Source organism: Microvirga pakistanensis (assembly GCF_004458765.1).
Taxonomy (GTDB): domain Bacteria; phylum Pseudomonadota; class Alphaproteobacteria; order Rhizobiales; family Beijerinckiaceae; genus Microvirga; species Microvirga pakistanensis.
Genome location: NZ_SPJX01000330.1, coordinates 13,813 through 32,964 on the forward strand (window position 1 = coordinate 13,813; position 19,152 = coordinate 32,964).

The window sequence follows — 19,152 nt, forward strand, 5'->3', positions numbered from 1 at the left end:
GACACTGGCAGATCAGGTGAAATGGGCACTTTCATACAAAACGCAGCACTCGCATCGTTTGCGAACAAGCATGGCGAGGCGAACACTGCTCACCGTCACCAGTATCCGTCTGAAGAATGTTCATGAGCGCAATGCCGGCTGGCTCCGAGACGCTTCACCATCATGCCCGGCGGATGGCCGGGCGTGACCCGCGCGAGGCCCATCGCGGGGTGACTCCGCTCGAACCGCTGTTCGACCTGATGTTCGTCGTCAGCTTCGGGCTCGCGGCTTCCCAGCTTGCCCATGCTATGGCAGAAGGCCACTACGCCACCGCCCTGATCGGCTTCGCCTTCGCGAGCTTCTGCATCTGCTGGGCCTGGGTCAACTTCTCTTGGTTTGCCTCGACCTACGACACGGACGACTGGATCTTCCGTCTTGTCACGATGGTCCAGATGATCGGCGTGCTGGTCCTGGCCCTCGGACTGCCACGCATGTTCGCCTCCATCGAGCACGGCGGACACTTGGACAACTCGGTGATGGTGCTCGGCTACGTGATCATGCGCATCGCCATCGTGTTCCAATGGCTGCGCGCGGGCAGACAGGACCTATCCCGGCGCCGCGCCTGCGTGACGTATGCCGTCGCCATTTCGATCGCTCAGATCGGCTGGGTGGCGCTGATCCTTCTCGACCTCCCGTTCGTCGTGACCCTCGTCCTCGCCTCCTTCCTCGCGGTCGTCGAACTGGCAGGCCCCCTCATCGCCGAGCACAGGAGTGGAGGCACGCCTTGGCACGCCCACCATATCGTCGAGCGCCACGGCCTGTTCGCGATCATCGCGCTCGGCGAGGGCGTCGTGGGCACGCTGGCAACCCTGTCGGCCGTGATCGAGGAGCAGGGCTGGATCATGGACGCCGCGCTGGTCTGCCTCACCGGCATCGGTTCGCCCTCATCGTCTCCTGGATCGTCGCGGTGGTCTTCACGCCCTATCTCGGCGTCAAGATGCTGCCTGCGATCAAACTGATCGAAGGCGGCCACCACGCGATCTACGACACGCCGAACTATCGGCGCCTGCGAGGGCTCATCACCTTTGCCGTGCGCCACAAGTTCGTCACCTGCGGTATCGTTGGCATCGCCTTCGCTCTCCGGTGTCGGCATGGGCGCCGTCAAGCAGCAGTTCTTCCAGACATCCGACCGCCCTGAAGTGCTGGCGGAGGTTCGGCTGCCGGAAGGCACCGGCATCGAGACGACGGCCGCGACGGTCGAGAAGCTCGAACGGTGGCTGGACGGCCAGCCCGAGGCCAAGATCGTCACGAGCTATGTCGGTCAGGGCGCGCCCCGCGTCTTCTTCGCGATGGCGCCGGCGCTGCCTGATCCTGCCTTCGCCAAGATCGTCGTGCTGACCCCGCACGCTGAGGCGCGCGAGGCGTTGAAGCACCGGCCCCGAGCGGCGGTGTCACAGGGGCTCGCACCCGAGGCCTACGTGCGCATCACGCAGCTCGTGTTCGGACCCTACACGCCGTTCCCGGTCGAATTCCGGATTATGGGGCCGGATCCTGCGCACCTGTACAGCATCTCCGAAAAGGCCCTCGACATCATGCGGGGCGTCCCGGACGGGCGACAGGCCAACCGCGATTGGGGCAACCGCACACCCGTGCTGCGCTTCATCCCGGATCAGGATCGACTGGACCTCATCGGCCTCTCGCCGGCGGAGGGGGGCCAGCAGCTCCAGTTCCTCCTCACCGGCTTTCCCATCACGCAGGTTCGCGAGGATATCCGCAATGTCCCCGTCGTGGCCCGCAGCCCCGGCGGCGAGCGGCTGGATCCGACCCAGCTGGCGGATTTCTCGCTGATGAGCCGGGGCGGCCGCCAGATTCCACTCGACCAGATCGGCCATTCGGAAATCCATCTGGAGGAGGCGATCCTCAAGCGTCGTGACCGCACGCCTGTCATCACGATCCGCTCGGACATCAATGAAGCGACCCAGCCGCCGGAGGTGTCCAAGCAGATCATCACGGCCCTTCAGCCGCTGATCGGATCTCTTCCGGTTGGCTATCGCATCGAATTGGGAGGATCGATCGAGGAGGCTGCCAAGGCCAACGATGCCCTGGTCAAGGTTTTCCCGGCCATGATCGCCGTCACGCTGATCGTCATTATGTTGCAGGTGCGATCCTTCGCGACCATGACCATGGTGCTGCTGACGGCGCCGCTTCGCCTCGTCGGCGCCGTGCCGATGTTGCTCATCTTCGACCAGCCCTTCGGGTTCAACGCCATCCTGGGTCTGATCGGACTGGCCGGCATCCTGATGCGCAATACGCTGATCCTGACCGAACAGATCAAGGAGAACCGTTCTGCCGGCCTCGACGGCTATCACGCTGTCATCGAGGCCACGGTGCAACGCACGAGGCCCGTGATCCTGACCGCACTTGCCGCTGTGCTGGCTTTCATCCCCCTCACACACTCCGTCTTTTGGGGATCGATGGCTTACACACTGATCGGTGGCACGGCGATCGGCACGGTGCTGATCCTGCTTTTCCTTCCGGCTCTCTATGCGGCCTGGTTCCGGATCAAGCCTGCGGCAACCGATGAGAGACTTAAGGAAAAGCAGGACTCCAAGCCGCAAAGACTGCCCGTCGTAGCCACGGCAGCGGAATAGCGCTGATCTGGGCTATGGGCACCAAATGAGGAGACGTAGTTCACAGTGCACGACGTTCCGCTTGAGACCCCTCGTCACATGCTCGATCGCTGCCTTGGTTTGCGCCTGCAACGCGCTGCCCGTGTGGTCGCGCGACGTCTCGACGAGGCGCCACGACCGCTCGACCTGACCAATGGGCAATTTGAGCTTCTCGCCTTGCTCAGGCAGACACCCGCGCAAGGGATTGCGTCGGTCGCGGAACGGCTCGGCAGAGAGCGCACGACGACTACCGCAATCCTCAAGCCGTTGAAGCAACGCGGGCTTGTCGCGGTGACTGTCAATCCCGATGACAGTCGCGGCCGTAGGCTCTCCCTGACGCGAGCCGGCAGAGACCTGCTGGCGGCTGCCACCCCCATTGGGGTCGGTTTGGTGCCCGCATGGAGCATCATTTCGTGGCCGACGGGGCCGACCTGCTTCGGCACTGCCTGGAACGATCGTCGCAGACTCAAGGCGGTCTAAACGACCAGGAGGGAAGATGAGGTGGTTATTAGAAAGGATGCGTCTCTATTCCGAGGCGCTTTCTGGCATCGATGATTTGACAGGCGAAGAACTGCTGCAACTGCAAGCCCGGGTGCAACTCTTGGAGAGCGAGATCGCTCGTCTGAAGGCTCTCGTCGAGGCGCTTCGGCCCCGCGGCTGAAACCTGGGTAGGGGCCGTCGGACTGAGGCTAGGCACTTTAAGGGAGGGACTGCTCATGGCTCTCCTGAGACGTAAGCGTTTGGTCCGCTTCGACACTCATGTGCAGACGTTTGTTCGGAAAGCCGGAACGTGAAAGATTGACCTATTCCGGACCATCCTAGGGTTGGGACACGTAGCTCACGGAGTAATTGATCCCAGCTCCGTTTCCGATACCGCTTCCTTTGCTGAGAGGGTGCAAGGAGTTGCGCTCCCTTGTCTCACCTCCGTGTACTCGATCTGCACCGCACCGAGATGGCCCACCTACAAATCTGATCAAGTAATTTCTGCCGCCCGCTTTCCGCCTGGGCGTCGGCTAAACTTTGCATGCTTGGAGGCTCTGCCATCCAGACCAGTTTGGACAGGGGGCTACAATAGGCCTTAAGACTGCAACGCTCCTGGTCTCCCCCTTCCTTCGCCTGTCAAGCTGAAACGGGTAAGCAGATCGTGTTCCTCACGACCCGCATCGGTTGGGCGTGTGTCCGTCATGGCCCACCCTCCTGGCACACATCGGCATGAGTACGCAAATTGGCTGCCCCCTGCGCCACAATGAGCCTCAGATGGCTTGAACTCATGTCCGCAGGGACATGCCTCAGCGAAGGATGGTTGCGCGAGGCGGGACTGTAGGTGTGCGCGGAGCGGCTCTCAAAGCGCTTGGAACATCACCAACGCATCGACGTAGCCGTGGACCGGATGGTGAAAGGCCAGAGGGAGCCGACCGACGATCTCAAAGCCGAGCTTTCGCCAGAGGCGCACCGCCCGCTCGTTGGTGCTCACCACGAAGTTGAACTGCATCCCCTGGTAACCGCGCGACCGGGCGTGCGCCAGGGCGTGCTCGCACATCTGCCGCGCCACCCCACGCCCCGTAGCATCCGCACCCGTCATGAAGCCACAGTTGCAGACGTGACTGCCACCACCCGCTTGGTTCGGGCGCATGTAGTAGGTGCCGAGGATCGTTCCGCCTTCCTCGGCTATGAACGTCTCCTTGTCCGGGCCAAGCCAGTAAGCCAGCGCGTCCGTCTCGGTCATGTCCCGGTCAAACGCATAGGTCTCGCCAGCGCGAATGACCGGCTCGATGATCGACCAGATGGCGGGAGCGTCTTCGGGACGGGCGGTGCGAATATGCATGCCGCACTAATAATCTCTCTCGATGTCCGGGTCACGCGAATATCCGCGTCTGCCCGTTTGGGTATGACCTAGGTAGCCGGCAGCCCGAACATTGCCGATCAGCCACGAACGACTGCAATTGGCACTCCTGAGACGTAAGCACTACTTCCGTTTCGTCACTTAAGAGCGAACGTTCGTCGAGCGTCCGGAACGTGAGTGTTTGACCCAAGGCGGACCTACGTTCGCGGCTTGAGCCGCAAGCTTGGCCTCAGATCCTGGTATGGGTTAGTAGACCACCCACTCTGCATCTCGGAGCCTTCCCTCAGAATGTCTGCCTTGTCCCGTAGTTCATCTAAGGTCCTCTGAGATCCACACAGGGCAGGCCTTCAAGCAGGTGGCATGCCGGCGGGTTCCGCCTCGAGCCCTGGGGCGGTCTGGGACCCGCCCTGCCATCGTCGCGGCGGGCCGCCTGGGCGCAGCCACGCCAGAGGGGGCGTTGCTCTATCGGGCACGGGAGCGTGAATCGCCTTCCAGAGCCGGAATGGTCGCCCGCCGGTGATCCACACTCGACGCATCCAAAGCTGATCAGGGATGCTGTTTGAACAGGTTAGCAGCGGATCACTCCGCTGCATCAAGTCGGGAACTGGAAACCGCCGAGGCCAAAGCGTGCGCCAGATCCTTTATGGCATAGGGCTTCACCAGCAGGACGGCCTTTTCCAGGTCTTGCTCGGCTGTAACGGCATCATCCCCGGTTGCAAAGACGATTCCCATGCCAGGCCGATATTCCGAGGCCCGCCGAGCTAGTTCGACCCCGGAGAGATCTGGAAGCCCAACGTCGGTCACTAGAATGTCGACCGGATCTCCCTCTAGAGCCTTCAGGGCCGATTTCGCGTCAGCAGCCTGGACTACAGTATGGCCGAGTTCGGCCAGCATCTCAGATGTGCTGCTTCGGATCAGCTCATCGTCCTCGACCAGCAGAATGGTCCATCTTGTGATGCTTGCGACTTTTGCCGCCGTGGTTTGAGGGTGAGACGGTGACGATGCCGCGGCTTGGTTACGTTGCTGCTGATTGGCCAGCACATGACGGATCTTCCGCGCCAGGTCTTCCCGCGAATATGGCTTGGGCAGGAGCTCCACCCCTGGATCAAGGCGCCCACCATGCACGATAGCATTCTCGGTGTAGCCGGAGGTGAACAGCACCGCGATGTGCGGCAGGCGGGCCCGTGCCTTGCGCGCCAGCTCGGGACTGCGCAGCGGGCCGGGCATGACCACGTCGGTGAACAGCAGGTCGATCTCGATCCCGCTCTCGATCACGGTCAGGGCGCTCATCGCATCGCGGGCCTTGAGCACGCGATAGCCCAGATCCGACAGCAGCGCGACCGCAGTCTCGCGCACGTCCTCGTCGTCCTCCACCACCAGGATGGTCTCTGTTCCGCCCCGCACAGGAGTGGTGCGTAGGTCGGTCAGCACGTCCTCCTGCTCGTGCACTCTCGGCAGATAGATCTTGACCGTCGTGCCTTGGCCGACCTCGCTGTAGATCTTGATGTGGCCGCCAGACTGCTTCACGAAGCCATACACCATGGAGAGGCCCAGTCCAGTGCCCTTGCCTTCCGGCTTGGTGCTGAAGAATGGATCGAATACCCGCTCCAGGATTTCGGGTGGAATGCCGCTTCCGGTATCTGTGACGGCGAGCATGACGTATTGGCCCGCGGTCACATCGTGCTGAAGGGCGTAGCGGTCGTCCAGCAGGGCATTGCCGGCCTCAATCGTGAGACGACCGCGCCCAGCCATAGCGTCGCGCGCATTGATGGCCAGGTTCAGAATGGCATTCTCGATCTGACCCGGATCGACCTGCGTGTTCCACAGCCCGCCGGAGACCACCGTCTCTATCTCGATCTCCTCGCCCAACGCCCGGCGCAACATCTCATCCATGCCCTTGACGAAGCGGCCGACGTTCACGACCTTGGGCTCCAGCGGCTGGCGGCGGCCGAAGGCGAGGAGCTGGGAGGCGAGTTTGGACCCGCGCGAAACGCCAGCGAGCGCATTCTGCACCCGGGCCTCGGCCCGCTCGTTACCGGCGATATCCTTGGAAAGAAGCTGAAGGTTGCCGCTGATCACCTGAAGCAGGTTGTTGAAGTCATGGGCCACGCCGCCCGTGAGCTGGCCCAGTGCCTCCATCTTCTGCGATTGACGAAGCAGGGCCTCGACCTTCTCCCGTTCGGCGATGGCCTCTGTCACACGCTGCTCAAGGGTGGCGTTGAATGCTTCGAGCGCCGCCCTGGCCCGAAGCTCCTGCTCGATGTTACGCGCCTCGATCACTGTGCCGATGGGCCGCCCAGCTTCGTTCCGGATCGGGCTGGCGGTGAAGGCCACGGGATAGAAGCTGCCATCCTTGTGGACGAAGACCTCTTCGCCTTGCTCCTGGTTATTTTCGGGCAGAGCCTGGTCAATGGGGCATTCGCACAGGGGGTAGGGCGTGCCATCGGGGCGGGTGTGATGGACGACGTCGTGAAGAGGACGGCCCTGTGTCTCCGCGAGCGTGTAGCCGGTTAACTCCTCGGCCGCCTTGTTCATGTAGACGCACTGCTGGCGGTCATCCATCATGAACACCGCCATCTTGGTGTTGTTCAAGATTGCATCAAGCCGGCGCGAGGTCTCAGCTAATTGCTCCTCGACACGTTTACGCTCGGTGATGTCGACCACGGTGCCGGGAAAGCGCCATGGCTTGCCTTCGTCATCGTACAGGCACTCGCCCCGTGCATCGATCCAGAGGGTCGTGCCGTCCTTCTGGAGCAGGCGATACTCCTGCACGTACTTTTCGCCGGTCGCAATGGTGTGGTTGATCGCGTGGCCGATCCTTTCCCGGTCGTCGGGGTGGATACCAGCGACGTACTCTGCAAGCGACGTGCCGGCTTCTCCTTTCTCAGGATCGACCGAGAACATGGTCGCGAACCGCGCGTCCGAATAGAACGTATCGGTCTGGATGTGCCAGTCGAACGTGCCAACCATACCTGCCGCAGTGAGAGCATAGGACAGCCGTTCCTGGGTTTGTGTAAGTGCCCGCTGGGCCAGGATACGTTCTGTCGTCTCGATCACGACGGCGAGCACGCCCGCCGGCCGGCCGCTCTCGTCCAGGACAGGGCTGTAATCCAGGTTCATCCAGACCTGCTCGGGAGCACCCTTGCGGTAGAGCGTAAGTTCCTGGTCCCGGTAAGACAAGGTGCCCCCGCTCAAGCCGACCTTCATCACGTTGTCGTTGAAGTCGGCGACCTCAGGCCAGCCCTCGCGCACCTTCGAGCCAAACAGGAGCGGGTGACGGCCGCCTGCAAAGCCCGAGTAGGCATCATTGTAGATCATGATGCCATCAGGTCCCCACAACAGGACAATGGGCACGGGCGAGCGCAGGAGGGTGCCGACTGTGGTCCTCAGGCTCTGCGGCCAGGCTGAGATTGGCCCGAGCGATGTCTGCGACCAGTCATAGCCCCGCGTGCGCTGGCCCATCTCGCTGTTGTCCAGGAAGTCGAGATTGGCTGCGTCTGCCATCTCGGCTGACGGGATGGTTGAGATCATTGACATTGAGGCGGGTACCCGATGGCCAAATTCGGCGCATAATTATGGTTCAGCCTCCGCCTTGACAAGAGCTTGACGATATCTCCGGTTTCGCCAGGAACTCCGCAGAATAGCCTTCCCGCTGTGGAATTTGCCTCGCCCGGGCTGCACGTTGCAGGTTGACGAAACTGTTGATGAGCAGACCAGGATAGAATGGCTTAGTGACCCCCAAATCGTTATCTTGTTGCGAGCTGGAGCGCGAGGATTGAATGAATGATGAGTTCGACACCGAGCAGAAAGGCCAAGCGCCAGAGCCTAGCCTTGAACGCTATTCTATACCCGGCTCGCTGCAAAATTTGCTTGTGAACCGTCGCGGTTTGGGTGTTGAGCGGCTGTGACCCCAGAACGTCTCATAATGATACTACTCGGACTTGAGGGTTAAGTCGGCTTTGGCGGTAAAAGCCGACGTCCAGCCCAGGGCATGGTTTGATCCAAGAGGCACTGCAGGGCGCCCCTGGGCTCGTGGCAGATTTTCCACCATTCCGTCCGAGCTTGTTGCCAGCGGAACGGGTGCGGTCGCCCGGCCAACCCACGGTTCACATGCTTTGGGGCTGGATGGCTCAATGTCGCCACCAATCCGCTTCATCGCATCGCGGTGGCGTGCCGCGGCGACGATCGGATCTGGTACTGGCGGTTTCTTGCGGTTGGATGTCATGGGTCCCTCAGCCTTCCGCACCTTCTGCATGCCGTCGGCATGCCGCTTGTTGAACGTCCGGGGGATGGAGTAGGGGGCGCCATGACCACTCCGGTAATCACATGGTAAGCACGCGATCAGCAATGACCACTCAGGATCGGACGCAATAGGCAACGAAAACCCCTGTGCGCCAGGAGTTCGTGACACACGATGCATCACACGCCGAAGATTTGAACGGAATAGCACCTAACTTTCAATCAGAGGGTCCTGGGTTCGAGTCCGGGCGCGCTCACCAATACCTTCAAAGGGTTACCGGCATCTGCCCTTTGAGCTGTCTTCGCCCAGGGAGCCAATAGGTAGCCGGACGCCGCGTTAGATTTAGCGCGGTCGGACTCGACTCGGACCGACCACGTCAGCCCGCACCGTGGACGTGCCCGGATCTGTCCGCTCCGGCGCCGGAGCATCGTAGATGATCAGCAGGGCGCCCGCGCCGGCCTCAGGCCAGAGCTCAATCCCTTCCGGGTGATCCATATGCAGCAGGTAGGGCAGCTCGGCCACTGTCTCGATGCGCTCTGGAGCGATGACACCAGAGGCTTTATCATGCGCCGCGTCCCGCCACCGCAGGACAAAGGCCGGACCCTCCAGGGACATGGTCGGCCCCACCAGCAGCAGAAGATCATCTCCGTCAAAGCGCATGTCGCGGATCCCCAGACCCCGAGTGTCGAGCAGGTGCTTGCGGTAGCGCCGCTCGCCATCGATCCGGCGCGCCTTCAGCCGATTGGGCGCCTTCTGCTTCACCTCGAGATCAAGAACGACGGCGTGCCCGCGAAGCACAGGCCCACGGAGCCCAAGCCAGACCCGGTTTCCATGCACCGCCAGACCCTCAACATCGAAGCCGTTCTCTTTCGACGGGATGTCCAGAAAAGGGCCGAGGTGCGGGTCGGCCGCAAGCCACCGCTCCAGGGCGCTCTGCTTCTTGCTCAGCTTGAACCAAGCAGCTTGTCGCTCCCCGTCTGATTGGGCAAGGGAGAAGAGCCCTGGTGCCTCTTCCACCAGAGGAATGCGGCCGAGGAAGTAGCGGTTCGGCTCGCGTTCGATCTCCTCCATATTTTGAAGTGCTTTGGTCCGGTCGTTCTCATCGCGCTTGGGCTTGGAGCGCCTGAGCGAGTGGGAGCCGACGATCCAGAGAAAGCCGTCCGCCGCACAGAGGCCTTCGATGTCCATCTCGCCATCGGCACCGACAGGCAGGTCGACCAGAGCATCCAGGATAAAATGCCGATGGTCGCCGAAGCTGCCATCGTCCAAGCGCCGGAGACGTTCGACGCTTGCGGTCTCGTCGCAGGCGAGAAAGAGACAATCGCCGATGCGCGTGACGGCGGAGAGATCTTTGAGGAACGGATCCTTGATGTGCCGGATCGGCTGCCAATCGGAGAAGGTGAGAGGAACCTGGGCGATGGTTTCTGCGATGCTGGTGTCAGACACGATGGCTCCTGGGACGGTGGTGCTGAAGCAACAACGCACGAGCTTGCATCGGAGACCCGCCACCCAGAGGCTTGGTCAGGTAGGCAGGCCAAAGCGGACAGTGGGGGAGAACGGCAGATTTCCGGGTGTGACCCAGAGCGGCTCTGTCGCGATTGCGGTCCAGCGAGCCTGTGCTGACCGGGTGTCATAGGGGAGGGGGCACCTCGTGTTCGGGAGTCCTGGCCATGCGTCGGCGCTCAGATGAGCGCCGGCGGTTTGATCCAGTTGCACGGCGCTGCCGGATCTGCTTTCTCCTGGCGGAAACGGGGCGGCGAGGCGCGCCCTCAGCGTCTTGCGGACGGTCCATCTGCTCCATCGATCTGCTGACCGATCAGCGCAATGGCCCTCTGATAGACCGAAGCGGCATTCCAGGCCTGAATCGCGCCGAAGTTGGGCTCTCCCGGTTGGTAGCCTGCGCCCGCACGCCAGCCATGAGCCCTGAGGAAATTGGCCGTTGAGGCGAGCGCGTTGGCTGCGTTGTTGAGATCGCCCCCAGTGCCGTAGTTCAGGATGCTCTTGGGCAGGAACTGGGTCTGGCCGATCTCGCCGTGCATGGAGCCTCGCGTGCCGGCCGAGAGAATACCGCGGTCGATCAGGGTCAGGGTGGCGTAGAGCTGGTCGGTGAAGAAGGCCGACCGACGGCAATCATAGGCGAGGGTCGCCACCGCCGACAGGGTGTTCTGGTTCCCACGCTGCCGCCCGAACGCCGTCTCCATGCCCCAGATGGCCAGGAGCGGCCCCGGCGGGACGCCGTAGCGTTGCTCAAGGGATGCGAAGAGGGCCGCATTCGATTGCTTGAGCGAACGCCCCCGCGCCACAATAGTCGAGCCGCCCCGCTTGGCGAGAAACTGATCAAGCGACAAGCGGAAGCTCCGCTGGCCCCGGTCGGCTTTGATGGTTGTCGTCGCGTAGTTTGCTCCCATGAGGGCTGCGACCGTCGAGGCGCTGACACCCCTTGCCCTCGCCTCATCGGCGAACTGCTGCTTCCATGTTTCGAAGCCCGCCGCCGTGTTGCCACATTGTGCGGCACCCGCTGCGGTGGCCATCCCCAGGAGTGACACCAAGGCTGCCATAGCAACGATCCTGAACTGCTCAGCTGTGATCATTCGGAGCTCCTTTCCCATGCCTCGAAGCGAACGAAAGGCCGGCGCACTGTCTTGGCCATGAAGGGATATGACTGGCGCGGGATGGCTTTCATTCGAGATTGATGACACCTAATCCGAAGCCGGACTGGTTGTGGGTGATCCACACCTCGCCCTGTCCAAGCATCATCCCCTTGTCCCGCACGAAGAGTGCCTCGAAGGTGGATTTCGCAACAACCTCGCGAATACGTGGGTCCATGACCATCTCCTTCGCCGCCATGAGCTGATCATGGTTGCGAATGTTCCGCCTGGTCCTTCCGGTCACCACCAGAGGATAGTGGGCCACCCGGACGAGGAGTCGGACATCATTGGAGCGAAAGGCGGCTTTGACGCGTCTGAAGCTGTAGTAGGCCTCCAGGGGATCAAAGTTCAGGCTGCGGTAGCTGGCCTCGATCTCGGGCGTCAGCTTCGGCCGGGAGAACCCTGCTTCCGGTGTTCTCACCGGCAGGTCCATGGACCTCCGCAATTCCCGTACAAGGAGGTTGAGGGCCCGATGGCGATCGTACAAAGCCTGCAATTCCGATGAACGGCTCTGCTCTGCTCCGGCCGCAAGGGATCCTGTCATGGCCGTGGCGTTGGTCCCTGTACCCCGCCACCCTTGAGCGGTGGAGGTCCTCTCCAATGCGGTATCGAATTGGGTGCGCGCGATCCAGACCCTCTCCTCGACCTCGGCAAGCACCTGCTCGTGCGACGGCCTGAAACCTGGGCCTTTCGCGAGGTCGGACGGAAGGGCTCTCATGGCCTCCTGCGGCTTCGGCCCCTTGGGTTCGTCGGTTGGATAGCGAGGATCGATCTTGTACGTCCTGCCGTAGGCCCGGACGAAGAAAGGGTCCGCATGGACCGGCACAGCCCAAAGGAGGACTGGCAGCCACACGAAGAATCCGTGAACCTTTGCGGTGAAGCGGGCCATTGCCGCCTCCATTCAGAGGAAACCGGTCGGCCCGGTGTCCGCCTCAGCTTCTAACGGCGAAGTTGATAGGGCAGCTTTCGAGCAGGCAAGCTGCCGTGGTCGATCTCGGTCCGGTTCTGTCTCTAGTGAAGCCGACGGTCGGAAACCACGCCTCGGACTTGAACCAGCTTGTTGAGCTTGCGCTGATCCACACCCAGCTGTCCAGCCCACTCAGCAAGTGCGGAGCTGTAAAGCTGAGCCAAAAAGCCTCTCGGGTTCTCTGCACCGGTCTTCAGCCTGACCAGTTCACCCAAGGCTTGTTTCAGAAGCCTACGATCTACAGGCATCGTCACACCTTGCTCTGAGGTGCTCAATGTGCTCTCTGGACGCACGCGCGGTCAAAAGAGAAAAAGGCTTAAAGGTCGCTTCGAGGGAAGATCACCCCCTAGCGACCTTCCTAGGTCGCCCGAGGCCACAAGGGTTTGGGGCTGCGGAGCGGTAGGTCTCATATTGCCACTTCTCGGAAGTATGACCTCCGTCTGCTCATGAGGCGGTGCGCGGACCTTCATTTCATTTGCTGTTGATTAGTCTTTGACGGAATGTTGACCTTCACCAGTTGAGCTATGCGGGGCGTCGTTTACTGATCCAGAACGGGCGCAGCCCAATTCCGGAGAGCCGCTCCAGGTAAAGATACAAGACAGGCGTGATGAAGAGGGTGAGGAACTGCGACACGATGAGGCCCCCGATGACCGCAATCCCAAGCGGCTGACGCAGCTCGGAACCAGCCCCGTGGCCAATGGCAATCGGGACCGCGCCGGCCAGAGCGACGGCAGTGGTCATCAGGATCGGACGAAAGCGCATGCGACAGGCTTCCCGGATCGCAGCGAGCGGCGGGAGACCTTCGCGCTGATGAACAATCGCTTGATCAACCATCATGATGGCGTTCTTCTTGACGATCCCAAACAGCAATAGGACGCCTATCAGCCCCATGATGTTCAATTCCATCTGACAAAGGTAAAGGGCGGCGACCGCCCCAATGGCGGCGGCCGGCAAGCCCGCCAGGATCGTGACGGGATGGACAAGGCTCTCGTACAGCATGCCGAGGACGATGTAGATTGTCAGGATCGCTGCCGCGAGCAGCAGCGGCTGATCGCGTACCATGTCCTGGAAGACGCGAGCTGTCCCGGTAAAGTCGGTGGTTATGGTTGCAGGGACGCCTTCTTCGAGCCTGAGGGCATGAATCCGATTCACGGCCTCGCCGAGCGGAACTCCAGCCGCTGTATCAAAGGAGATCGTCACGATTGGCCGCTGTCCCAGTTGGACGATGGAGCGCGGACCCGCCGTTTGCTCAATGGTTGCAAAGGATGAGAGCGGGACCAGAACGCCGCTTTCGGACTGAACAGTCACGAGATCGAGCGGGTTCATGGTCCAGGCAAGGCGGGGATCAAACTCGATCAGAACCTGATAGCTGTCCGCGCCGCCATAGATCGTCGCCGCCTGCCGTGCGGCGAAGCCGGTGTGCAGAGTCGAGCGCACTTGCTCAGCCGTGATCCCGAGCTGGCGCGCCTTGTCGTGGTCGACGTGGAGGGTAGCCTGCAAGGTGGTCTCCCTCAGATCCGCGCGGACGCCAATGAACATGGCATCCTGGCTCATCCGGTGAGCCAGCCGCGCCGACCAGCTCTGCAGCTCAGAATGGGACTGAGCCTGCACTGTAAGCTGATATGCGCTCTGGCCAGACCGGTTTCCCATCCGGGCGTTCTGAGCCGTTGTGACATGACTCTCGATACCGGGCAGTTGATCCAGATCGCGGCGTAAATCAGTTAATACCTGCGGAAGCGGAGAGCGCCCAGCCTTGGCTTTCAGCTCTACAAACAAACGCCCCTCATTGAGGCGCGTGGTGCCGGTAGTGCCAATCTCCGAGACCACCTCGGCCACATGAGAGGAGGCGCGCAAAACCTGCTCGACCTGACGTTGCAACTCGACCATCGCCGCGAAGGACACATCCTGGCGCGCCTCGGTTGAGATCATGATCTGCCCGATATCCTCCTGAGGGAGGAAACCCTTCGGAATGGTTCGGAACAGCCAGCCTGAGGCGACAAGGCTGACGACGAACACGATCAGCATCAGCGGACGAAACCTTAGGCTTAGATCCAGACCTATGGTATAATAGTGTGTCAGTCTCGACATCGCGCGATCCGCCAGGTTGTGGCGGCCGCCTTTCCGTTCCCTGACGCCGGGCAGTTGGGCGGCGAGCATCGGGGTAAGGCTCAGGGAGACCAGTACGGAGATCGCCAGAGACACCGAGACTGTCATGGCAAATGGGCTAAGAATGCGTCCAACCACGCCCTCCATCATCAGCAACGGAATGAACGCTGCGATGAGCGAAACGGTGATGGATACGACCGTGAAGGCAACCTCTTTCGCTCCCTTCAGGGCCGCTGCGTGAGGCGGTATTCCAGCCTCAATGTGACGCACGATGTTGTCGGTCACCACAATGGCATCATCGACCACGAGACCGACCGAGAGGGTCAATGCCAGCAGCGTGATGTTGTCCACGGACAAGCCGAGAGCATACATGGCCGCAAAAGTGGCCACAATCGAGACCGGAATGGTGACACTCGGGATCAGCGTCGTGGCGAGACGGCCAAGACCGAGATAAAGGACAGCGCAGACAAGGCCGACGGTGATCACCAAAGTAAAGGTGACATCATCGATGGCCGTGCGGATCGACAAAGAGCGATCGTTCATCGTGGTGAGGGATACACTGGGCCCCAGCTCAATCTGGATACGGGGCAGGGCTGCCCGAATCCTGTCCACCACCTCAATCGTGTTAGCATCGGGCTGGCGCTGCACCGCCAAAACCAGCGCGGGTGAACCATTGTGCCAGCTCGCGCGCTGCTCATCCTCAACGGAGTCGATCACCTTGGCGATGTCGCCAAGGCGGATGGGACGCGCCTTGCGGTTCGCGATGATGAGATCGCGCCAGGCTTGCGCGTCACCGAGTTGGGTCGAGACCTCGATGGCGAGCTGCTGGTCCGATCTCACGAGGGAGCCGACGGGCGTATGGGCGCTGGCGGCGCGCACGGCGCGCTCCACCTCGTCCACACTGATGCCACGGGCCGCCAGGATTAAGGGATCAACCTGGATGCGCACCGCATACTTCTGTCCTCCGGCGATTGTAATCTGAGCGACGCCGGGGATTGCGGAGAGGCGTGGTGAGATCACGGTGCGGACGAATCCATCGAGCCGCCAGAGGGGATGCGTGTCGCTTCTCAAGATGATCAGCATGACCGGCGCGTCCGCTGGGTTGAGCTTACGGTAGACGGGCGAGCCTATCATCTCAACTGGCAGCTGCGGCTGGGCGCGTGCGATGGCGGCCTGAACATCGGTCGCCGCCATATCGATGTCGCGCTCCAGTGCAAACTCCAGAGTGATGGTGGATGCGCCCTGAATGTTGGTCGCGCTGATCTCCCGAACGGAAGGGATGGTCGAAAATTCCTTGATGAGGGGCGTCGAGACGGTGGTTGCCATGGTCTCGGGGCTGGCACCGGGCAGCGAGGTTGAGACGGAAATGGTCGGGATATCGATGCGGGGCAGGGCTGCGACAGGAAGGTGCCGACAGGCCATGAGGCCAACGAGTGTCAGGGCTACCATCAGCAGGATTGTGGCAACCGGCCGTCTGATGAAGGGGGCCGAAATATTCATGGGCGCACAGGTCGGGCGTCGGCGCTGAGAGAGCTCTGCGCCAGCGGTGTTGGAGCAATGGCCGTCTCTGCAATCATACTACCGTGCTGCAAGCGTGCTTGGCCTTCGACCACCACGCGCTCGCCGGGGATGAGGCCCTTGGCAATGACAGCCTCGTCTTGGTTGGTGTGGAGAGGATCAACATGGCGCATCTCGACGACACCACTCGGTCGGACAACGAAGACATGATGGCCGCTGCGGCCTGTCTGCAGTGCAACGAGCGGAACAGCCGTCGCATCGGGATACTCTCCGAGCGTCAGTTCAACACGAACATACTGGCCCGGCCACAAATCGTTGCTGGCCTTCAGGGTGGCTCTGGCAAGAATGGTGCCGGAACTGACATCAATGGATGAGTCGATGAATGTCAGGTCCGCCTCTGCCGACGTTGAGCCATCCTGACTGGTGAGAACCCGCCCGATGCTCTTGCCCCCAGGTCGAGAGAGAGCCGCACGCAGTAAAGGAAGATCGCGCTCCGGCAGGGAGAACGAGACCTGCAAGGGCGACATCCGTGTAATGACTACAAGCCCATCTCCGGACAGATCGGAGCCGCGCACGACATGGCCTTCACTCCCCTGCACGACACCAGCGCGTCCGCTGATGGGAGCGGTGATCCTGGTGTGCCCCAGCCTGGTCCGATCCATGGCCAGGGCCGCCTCGCTCGCGGCAACATTGGCGGCGGCGATCCTGACTTCGGCAGCGACATCCTCTGCCTGGGCCTGGGTGGCGACAGATCGGGACAGCAACTCGAGGGTTCGTCTGAGTGCAGCCTCCGCTTTGTCCAACACGGCTCGATCGCGGGCGAGGGCTGCCTCACTGCGGACCATCTGCGCCTGGAGTTCGCGATCATCAAGGCGGAATAGAAGGTCCCCGGCCTCAACCTCCGCACCGTCATGGATACGCCGCTCAACGATGGTGCCGTCGAGGCGGGCTCGGACAGTCACGCGCGCGATCGGCTCGATCCAGCCTATGCTCGTCCGGGTGATGGGCATTGCTTTTGCGCGAACAGGAGCCGTGATCACGGCGATTGGGGATGACCTCTTCTGCGGAAGCGAGCCCTGCGCTGATGCTGAAGGATCGGAAGTCGGACTTGATGCCCCTGACACTTTGGCCACTGAGATCTGGGCCGAGGCCTGTCCTTCCGCCCCTGCCAGCACGTACCAGAGGCCGCCAGCAGACAATGCTGCAAGCAGGAGAAAAGCAGTGCGGATCACTGTCTGTGCCCCGCTTGCCGAGCTGCCAGCGTGCGCTCACGCGCCTCGAGCACCAATCCCCTGAACGGCAAATCGAGTGCCTTCCAGGTTTCAACGAGCGCGCTTGTCAGCGCCTCCACATGGACGTCAGTGTGAAGCGGGCCAGGGGTGATGCGCAGTCGCTCCGTGCCGCGGGGCACGGTGGGATAATTGATCGGCTGAATGTAGATGCCGTGCTTTTCCAGAAGGCGGTCCGAGGCCGCCTTGCAGGCCTCCGCATCGCCCACCATCACCGGCACGATGTGCGTCGGCGTGGCGAGCATTGGCAGATCCGCCCGGATCAGCGCGTCCTTGACCCGCGCCACCTGGCATTGCTGTCCCTGACGCTCGATGGATGAGCCCTTGAGATGGCGCACGGAGATCGTGGCCGCAGCGGCCACGCTCGGCGGTAGCGCAGTGCTGAAGATGAAGCCGGGGGCATGGCTGCGAACCGCATCGATGACCGAGGCCGATCCCGCGATATACCCGCCCATGACGCCGAAGGCCTTGCCCAGTGTGCCCTCGATCACGTCGATGCGGGGCATCACGCCGAGCCGCTCCGCCAGGCCCGCACCGCGTGGGCCATACATACCGACCGCATGCACCTCGTCGATATAGGTCATAGCAGCGTAGCGCTCGGCCAAGTCGCAGATCTGCCGGATAGGCGCCACGTCGCCATCCATGGAATAGACGCTCTCGAACACGATGAGCTTGGGCCGGCGGCCCGCCGCCTGGAGCAGCTCCTCCAGGTGTTCGAGATCGTTGTGGCGGAAGATCACCTTGTCGCAGCCTGACTGACGCACACCCTCGATGATCGAGTTGTGGTTGAGCTCATCCGACAGGATGAGACAGTTCGGGATCAGCTTAGCGAGCGTCGAGATGCCGGTCTGGTTCGAAACATAGCCGGAGGTGAAGACCAGAGCGGCTTCCTTGCCGTGCAGGTCGGCAAGCTCCGCCTCGAGTTCCACAATCGGATGGCTGTTGCCGGAGATGTTGCGGGTGCCGCCGGCGCCCGTGCCATGGCGCGCCGCCGCATCGATCATCGCCTCGACAACGACAGGATGCTGGCCCATGCCGAGGTAATCGTTGGAGCACCACACGGTGATCTCGCGCGGGCCGTCCGGAGCATGCCAGATCGCGGCCGGAAAGCGGCCTGCGATGCGCTCGAGATCCACAAAGGAGCGATACCGCCGCTCAGTCTTCAGTCGCGCAATAGCGGTGTCGAAATAATCATTGTAGTTTCTCGGAAGCGGGTCCTGCCACACAGGCGATTGCATCGGCTTGGAGGCCCCGATTGGAGCAGACATTCGGGGCAGCAATGCTGCGGCAGTCTCGGACCTGCCGTCTGTCCTGTACGTTTCCGTGAGCTTCGCCCGGCAGCGCGGAAATTGGCCCACTCTGTGGCATTGCCTCTCTAAGATCATTGCAGTCCCCTTGATCCCGTCCGGCCTCTGTGCGTGGTGAACTCGAAGCCGGGTACGAGATCATTGTGATGGAGATGGTGAAGCGTTCAATACGGACCTACGTACGAAGTTTGACGGGACTTTGGTCCAGTTGGGTGAGGCGGAAGGACGAGGGCGGGTCAGTCGTTGTCGCCCATCCAAGCAACCAAGTCTGCCGATCTTCTGACTTGGCAACGGGCATCGAATGTGAACACGGCACGCTCAAAAGGCAGCTGAAGTCCGGGCTCTGGCAGATCGTTTTGGTAAAGTCGGCAAACCCAGTTTTCTGTTCGCATGACATACGAGATGCTGGGACAGAATAGCCAGGCCGGTTCTGGTGGTTGATCGCCTCAGTCAAGTTTTGGATTTTATCGACACCATCGGCACACCTAAAACAGAACAATCTTGTCAGCTGCGCGGGGTAAAGCGGACGCACTCGGACGGGTTGGACATGTCAGGTCCGGCTGCCGATGTGGCCGGCAAAATCGAG

At 61.7% G+C, this 19,152-nt stretch carries 12 protein-coding genes and 1 pseudogene; 5 read left to right on the plus strand and 8 right to left on the minus strand.

Translation table 11 applies throughout. The features are described 5' to 3' along the window. Positions 1 to 173 precede the first annotated feature (173 nt). The 4 genes and pseudogenes from E4K09_RS17335 to E4K09_RS29220 all read left to right on the plus strand — a co-directional run bounded on the left by E4K09_RS17335 (position 174) and on the right by E4K09_RS29220 (position 3,309). Positions 174 to 998 carry a low temperature requirement protein A gene (locus tag E4K09_RS17335; RefSeq protein WP_166802378.1) on the plus strand — a complete coding sequence of 275 codons (825 nt, stop codon included), beginning with the start codon at positions 174 to 176 and terminating at the stop codon, positions 996 to 998. Further along, positions 917 to 2,630, plus strand: a pseudogene (locus E4K09_RS17340) (efflux RND transporter permease subunit); the annotation flags it as partial. The gene E4K09_RS17335 and the pseudogene E4K09_RS17340, both read left to right, overlap by 82 nt. 78 nt (positions 2,631 to 2,708) lie before the next feature. Beyond that, the gene (locus tag E4K09_RS17345) at positions 2,709 to 3,128 is read left to right on the plus strand and encodes a MarR family winged helix-turn-helix transcriptional regulator (RefSeq protein ID WP_134499043.1); all 420 of its coding nucleotides are present in this window, start codon (positions 2,709 to 2,711) and stop codon (positions 3,126 to 3,128) included. 37 nt (positions 3,129 to 3,165) lie between these two features. Then, entirely contained in the window at positions 3,166 to 3,309 is a 144-nt protein-coding gene (locus tag E4K09_RS29220; RefSeq protein ID WP_166802376.1) for a hypothetical protein, read from the plus strand. Between the two features lie 681 nt (positions 3,310 to 3,990). Here the strand turns inward: E4K09_RS29220 and E4K09_RS17350 are convergent. Continuing rightward, positions 3,991 to 4,473 (minus strand): GNAT family N-acetyltransferase, encoded by a 483-nt coding sequence (locus E4K09_RS17350; protein ID WP_134499044.1) that lies wholly within the window; start codon positions 4,471 to 4,473, stop codon positions 3,991 to 3,993. A 597-nt stretch (positions 4,474 to 5,070) separates the two neighbouring features. Further along, positions 5,071 to 8,028, minus strand: a complete 2,958-nt coding sequence (locus E4K09_RS17360; protein WP_244610559.1) for a PAS domain S-box protein — start codon at positions 8,026 to 8,028, stop codon at positions 5,071 to 5,073. A 242-nt stretch (positions 8,029 to 8,270) separates the two neighbouring features. Between E4K09_RS17360 and E4K09_RS30685 the strand changes: the two genes are divergently transcribed. Continuing rightward, positions 8,271 to 8,399, plus strand: coding sequence for a hypothetical protein (locus E4K09_RS30685; protein ID WP_280177472.1), 129 nt, complete (start codon positions 8,271 to 8,273; stop codon positions 8,397 to 8,399). A 674-nt stretch (positions 8,400 to 9,073) separates the two neighbouring features. Here E4K09_RS30685 and E4K09_RS17365 read toward each other — a convergent pair. From E4K09_RS17365 to hemA, 6 genes are all read right to left on the minus strand, one after another. After that, positions 9,074 to 10,177, minus strand: a complete 1,104-nt coding sequence (locus tag E4K09_RS17365; RefSeq protein WP_166802377.1) for a DUF3616 domain-containing protein — start codon at positions 10,175 to 10,177, stop codon at positions 9,074 to 9,076. A 323-nt stretch (positions 10,178 to 10,500) separates the two neighbouring features. After that, positions 10,501 to 11,322 (minus strand): lytic murein transglycosylase, encoded by an 822-nt coding sequence (locus tag E4K09_RS17370; protein WP_134499047.1) that lies wholly within the window; start codon positions 11,320 to 11,322, stop codon positions 10,501 to 10,503. Positions 11,323 to 11,410: 88 nt separating this feature from the next. Then, on the minus strand, positions 11,411 to 12,268 hold the full coding sequence (locus E4K09_RS17375; protein ID WP_134499048.1) for a hypothetical protein: 858 nt from the start codon (positions 12,266 to 12,268) through the stop codon (positions 11,411 to 11,413). A gap of 600 nt (positions 12,269 to 12,868) precedes the next feature. Continuing rightward, positions 12,869 to 15,952, minus strand: coding sequence for an efflux RND transporter permease subunit (locus E4K09_RS17380; RefSeq protein WP_134499049.1), 3,084 nt, complete (start codon positions 15,950 to 15,952; stop codon positions 12,869 to 12,871). Then, positions 15,949 to 17,202, minus strand: a complete 1,254-nt coding sequence (locus E4K09_RS17385; RefSeq protein WP_342211356.1) for an efflux RND transporter periplasmic adaptor subunit — start codon at positions 17,200 to 17,202, stop codon at positions 15,949 to 15,951. Before E4K09_RS17385 ends, E4K09_RS17380 begins: the two co-directional genes overlap by 4 nt. Beyond that, entirely contained in the window at positions 17,199 to 18,497 is a 1,299-nt protein-coding gene (hemA, locus tag E4K09_RS17390; protein ID WP_134499051.1) for a 5-aminolevulinate synthase, read from the minus strand. Before hemA ends, E4K09_RS17385 begins: the two co-directional genes overlap by 4 nt. Between the last annotated feature and the right edge of the window lie 655 nt (positions 18,498 to 19,152).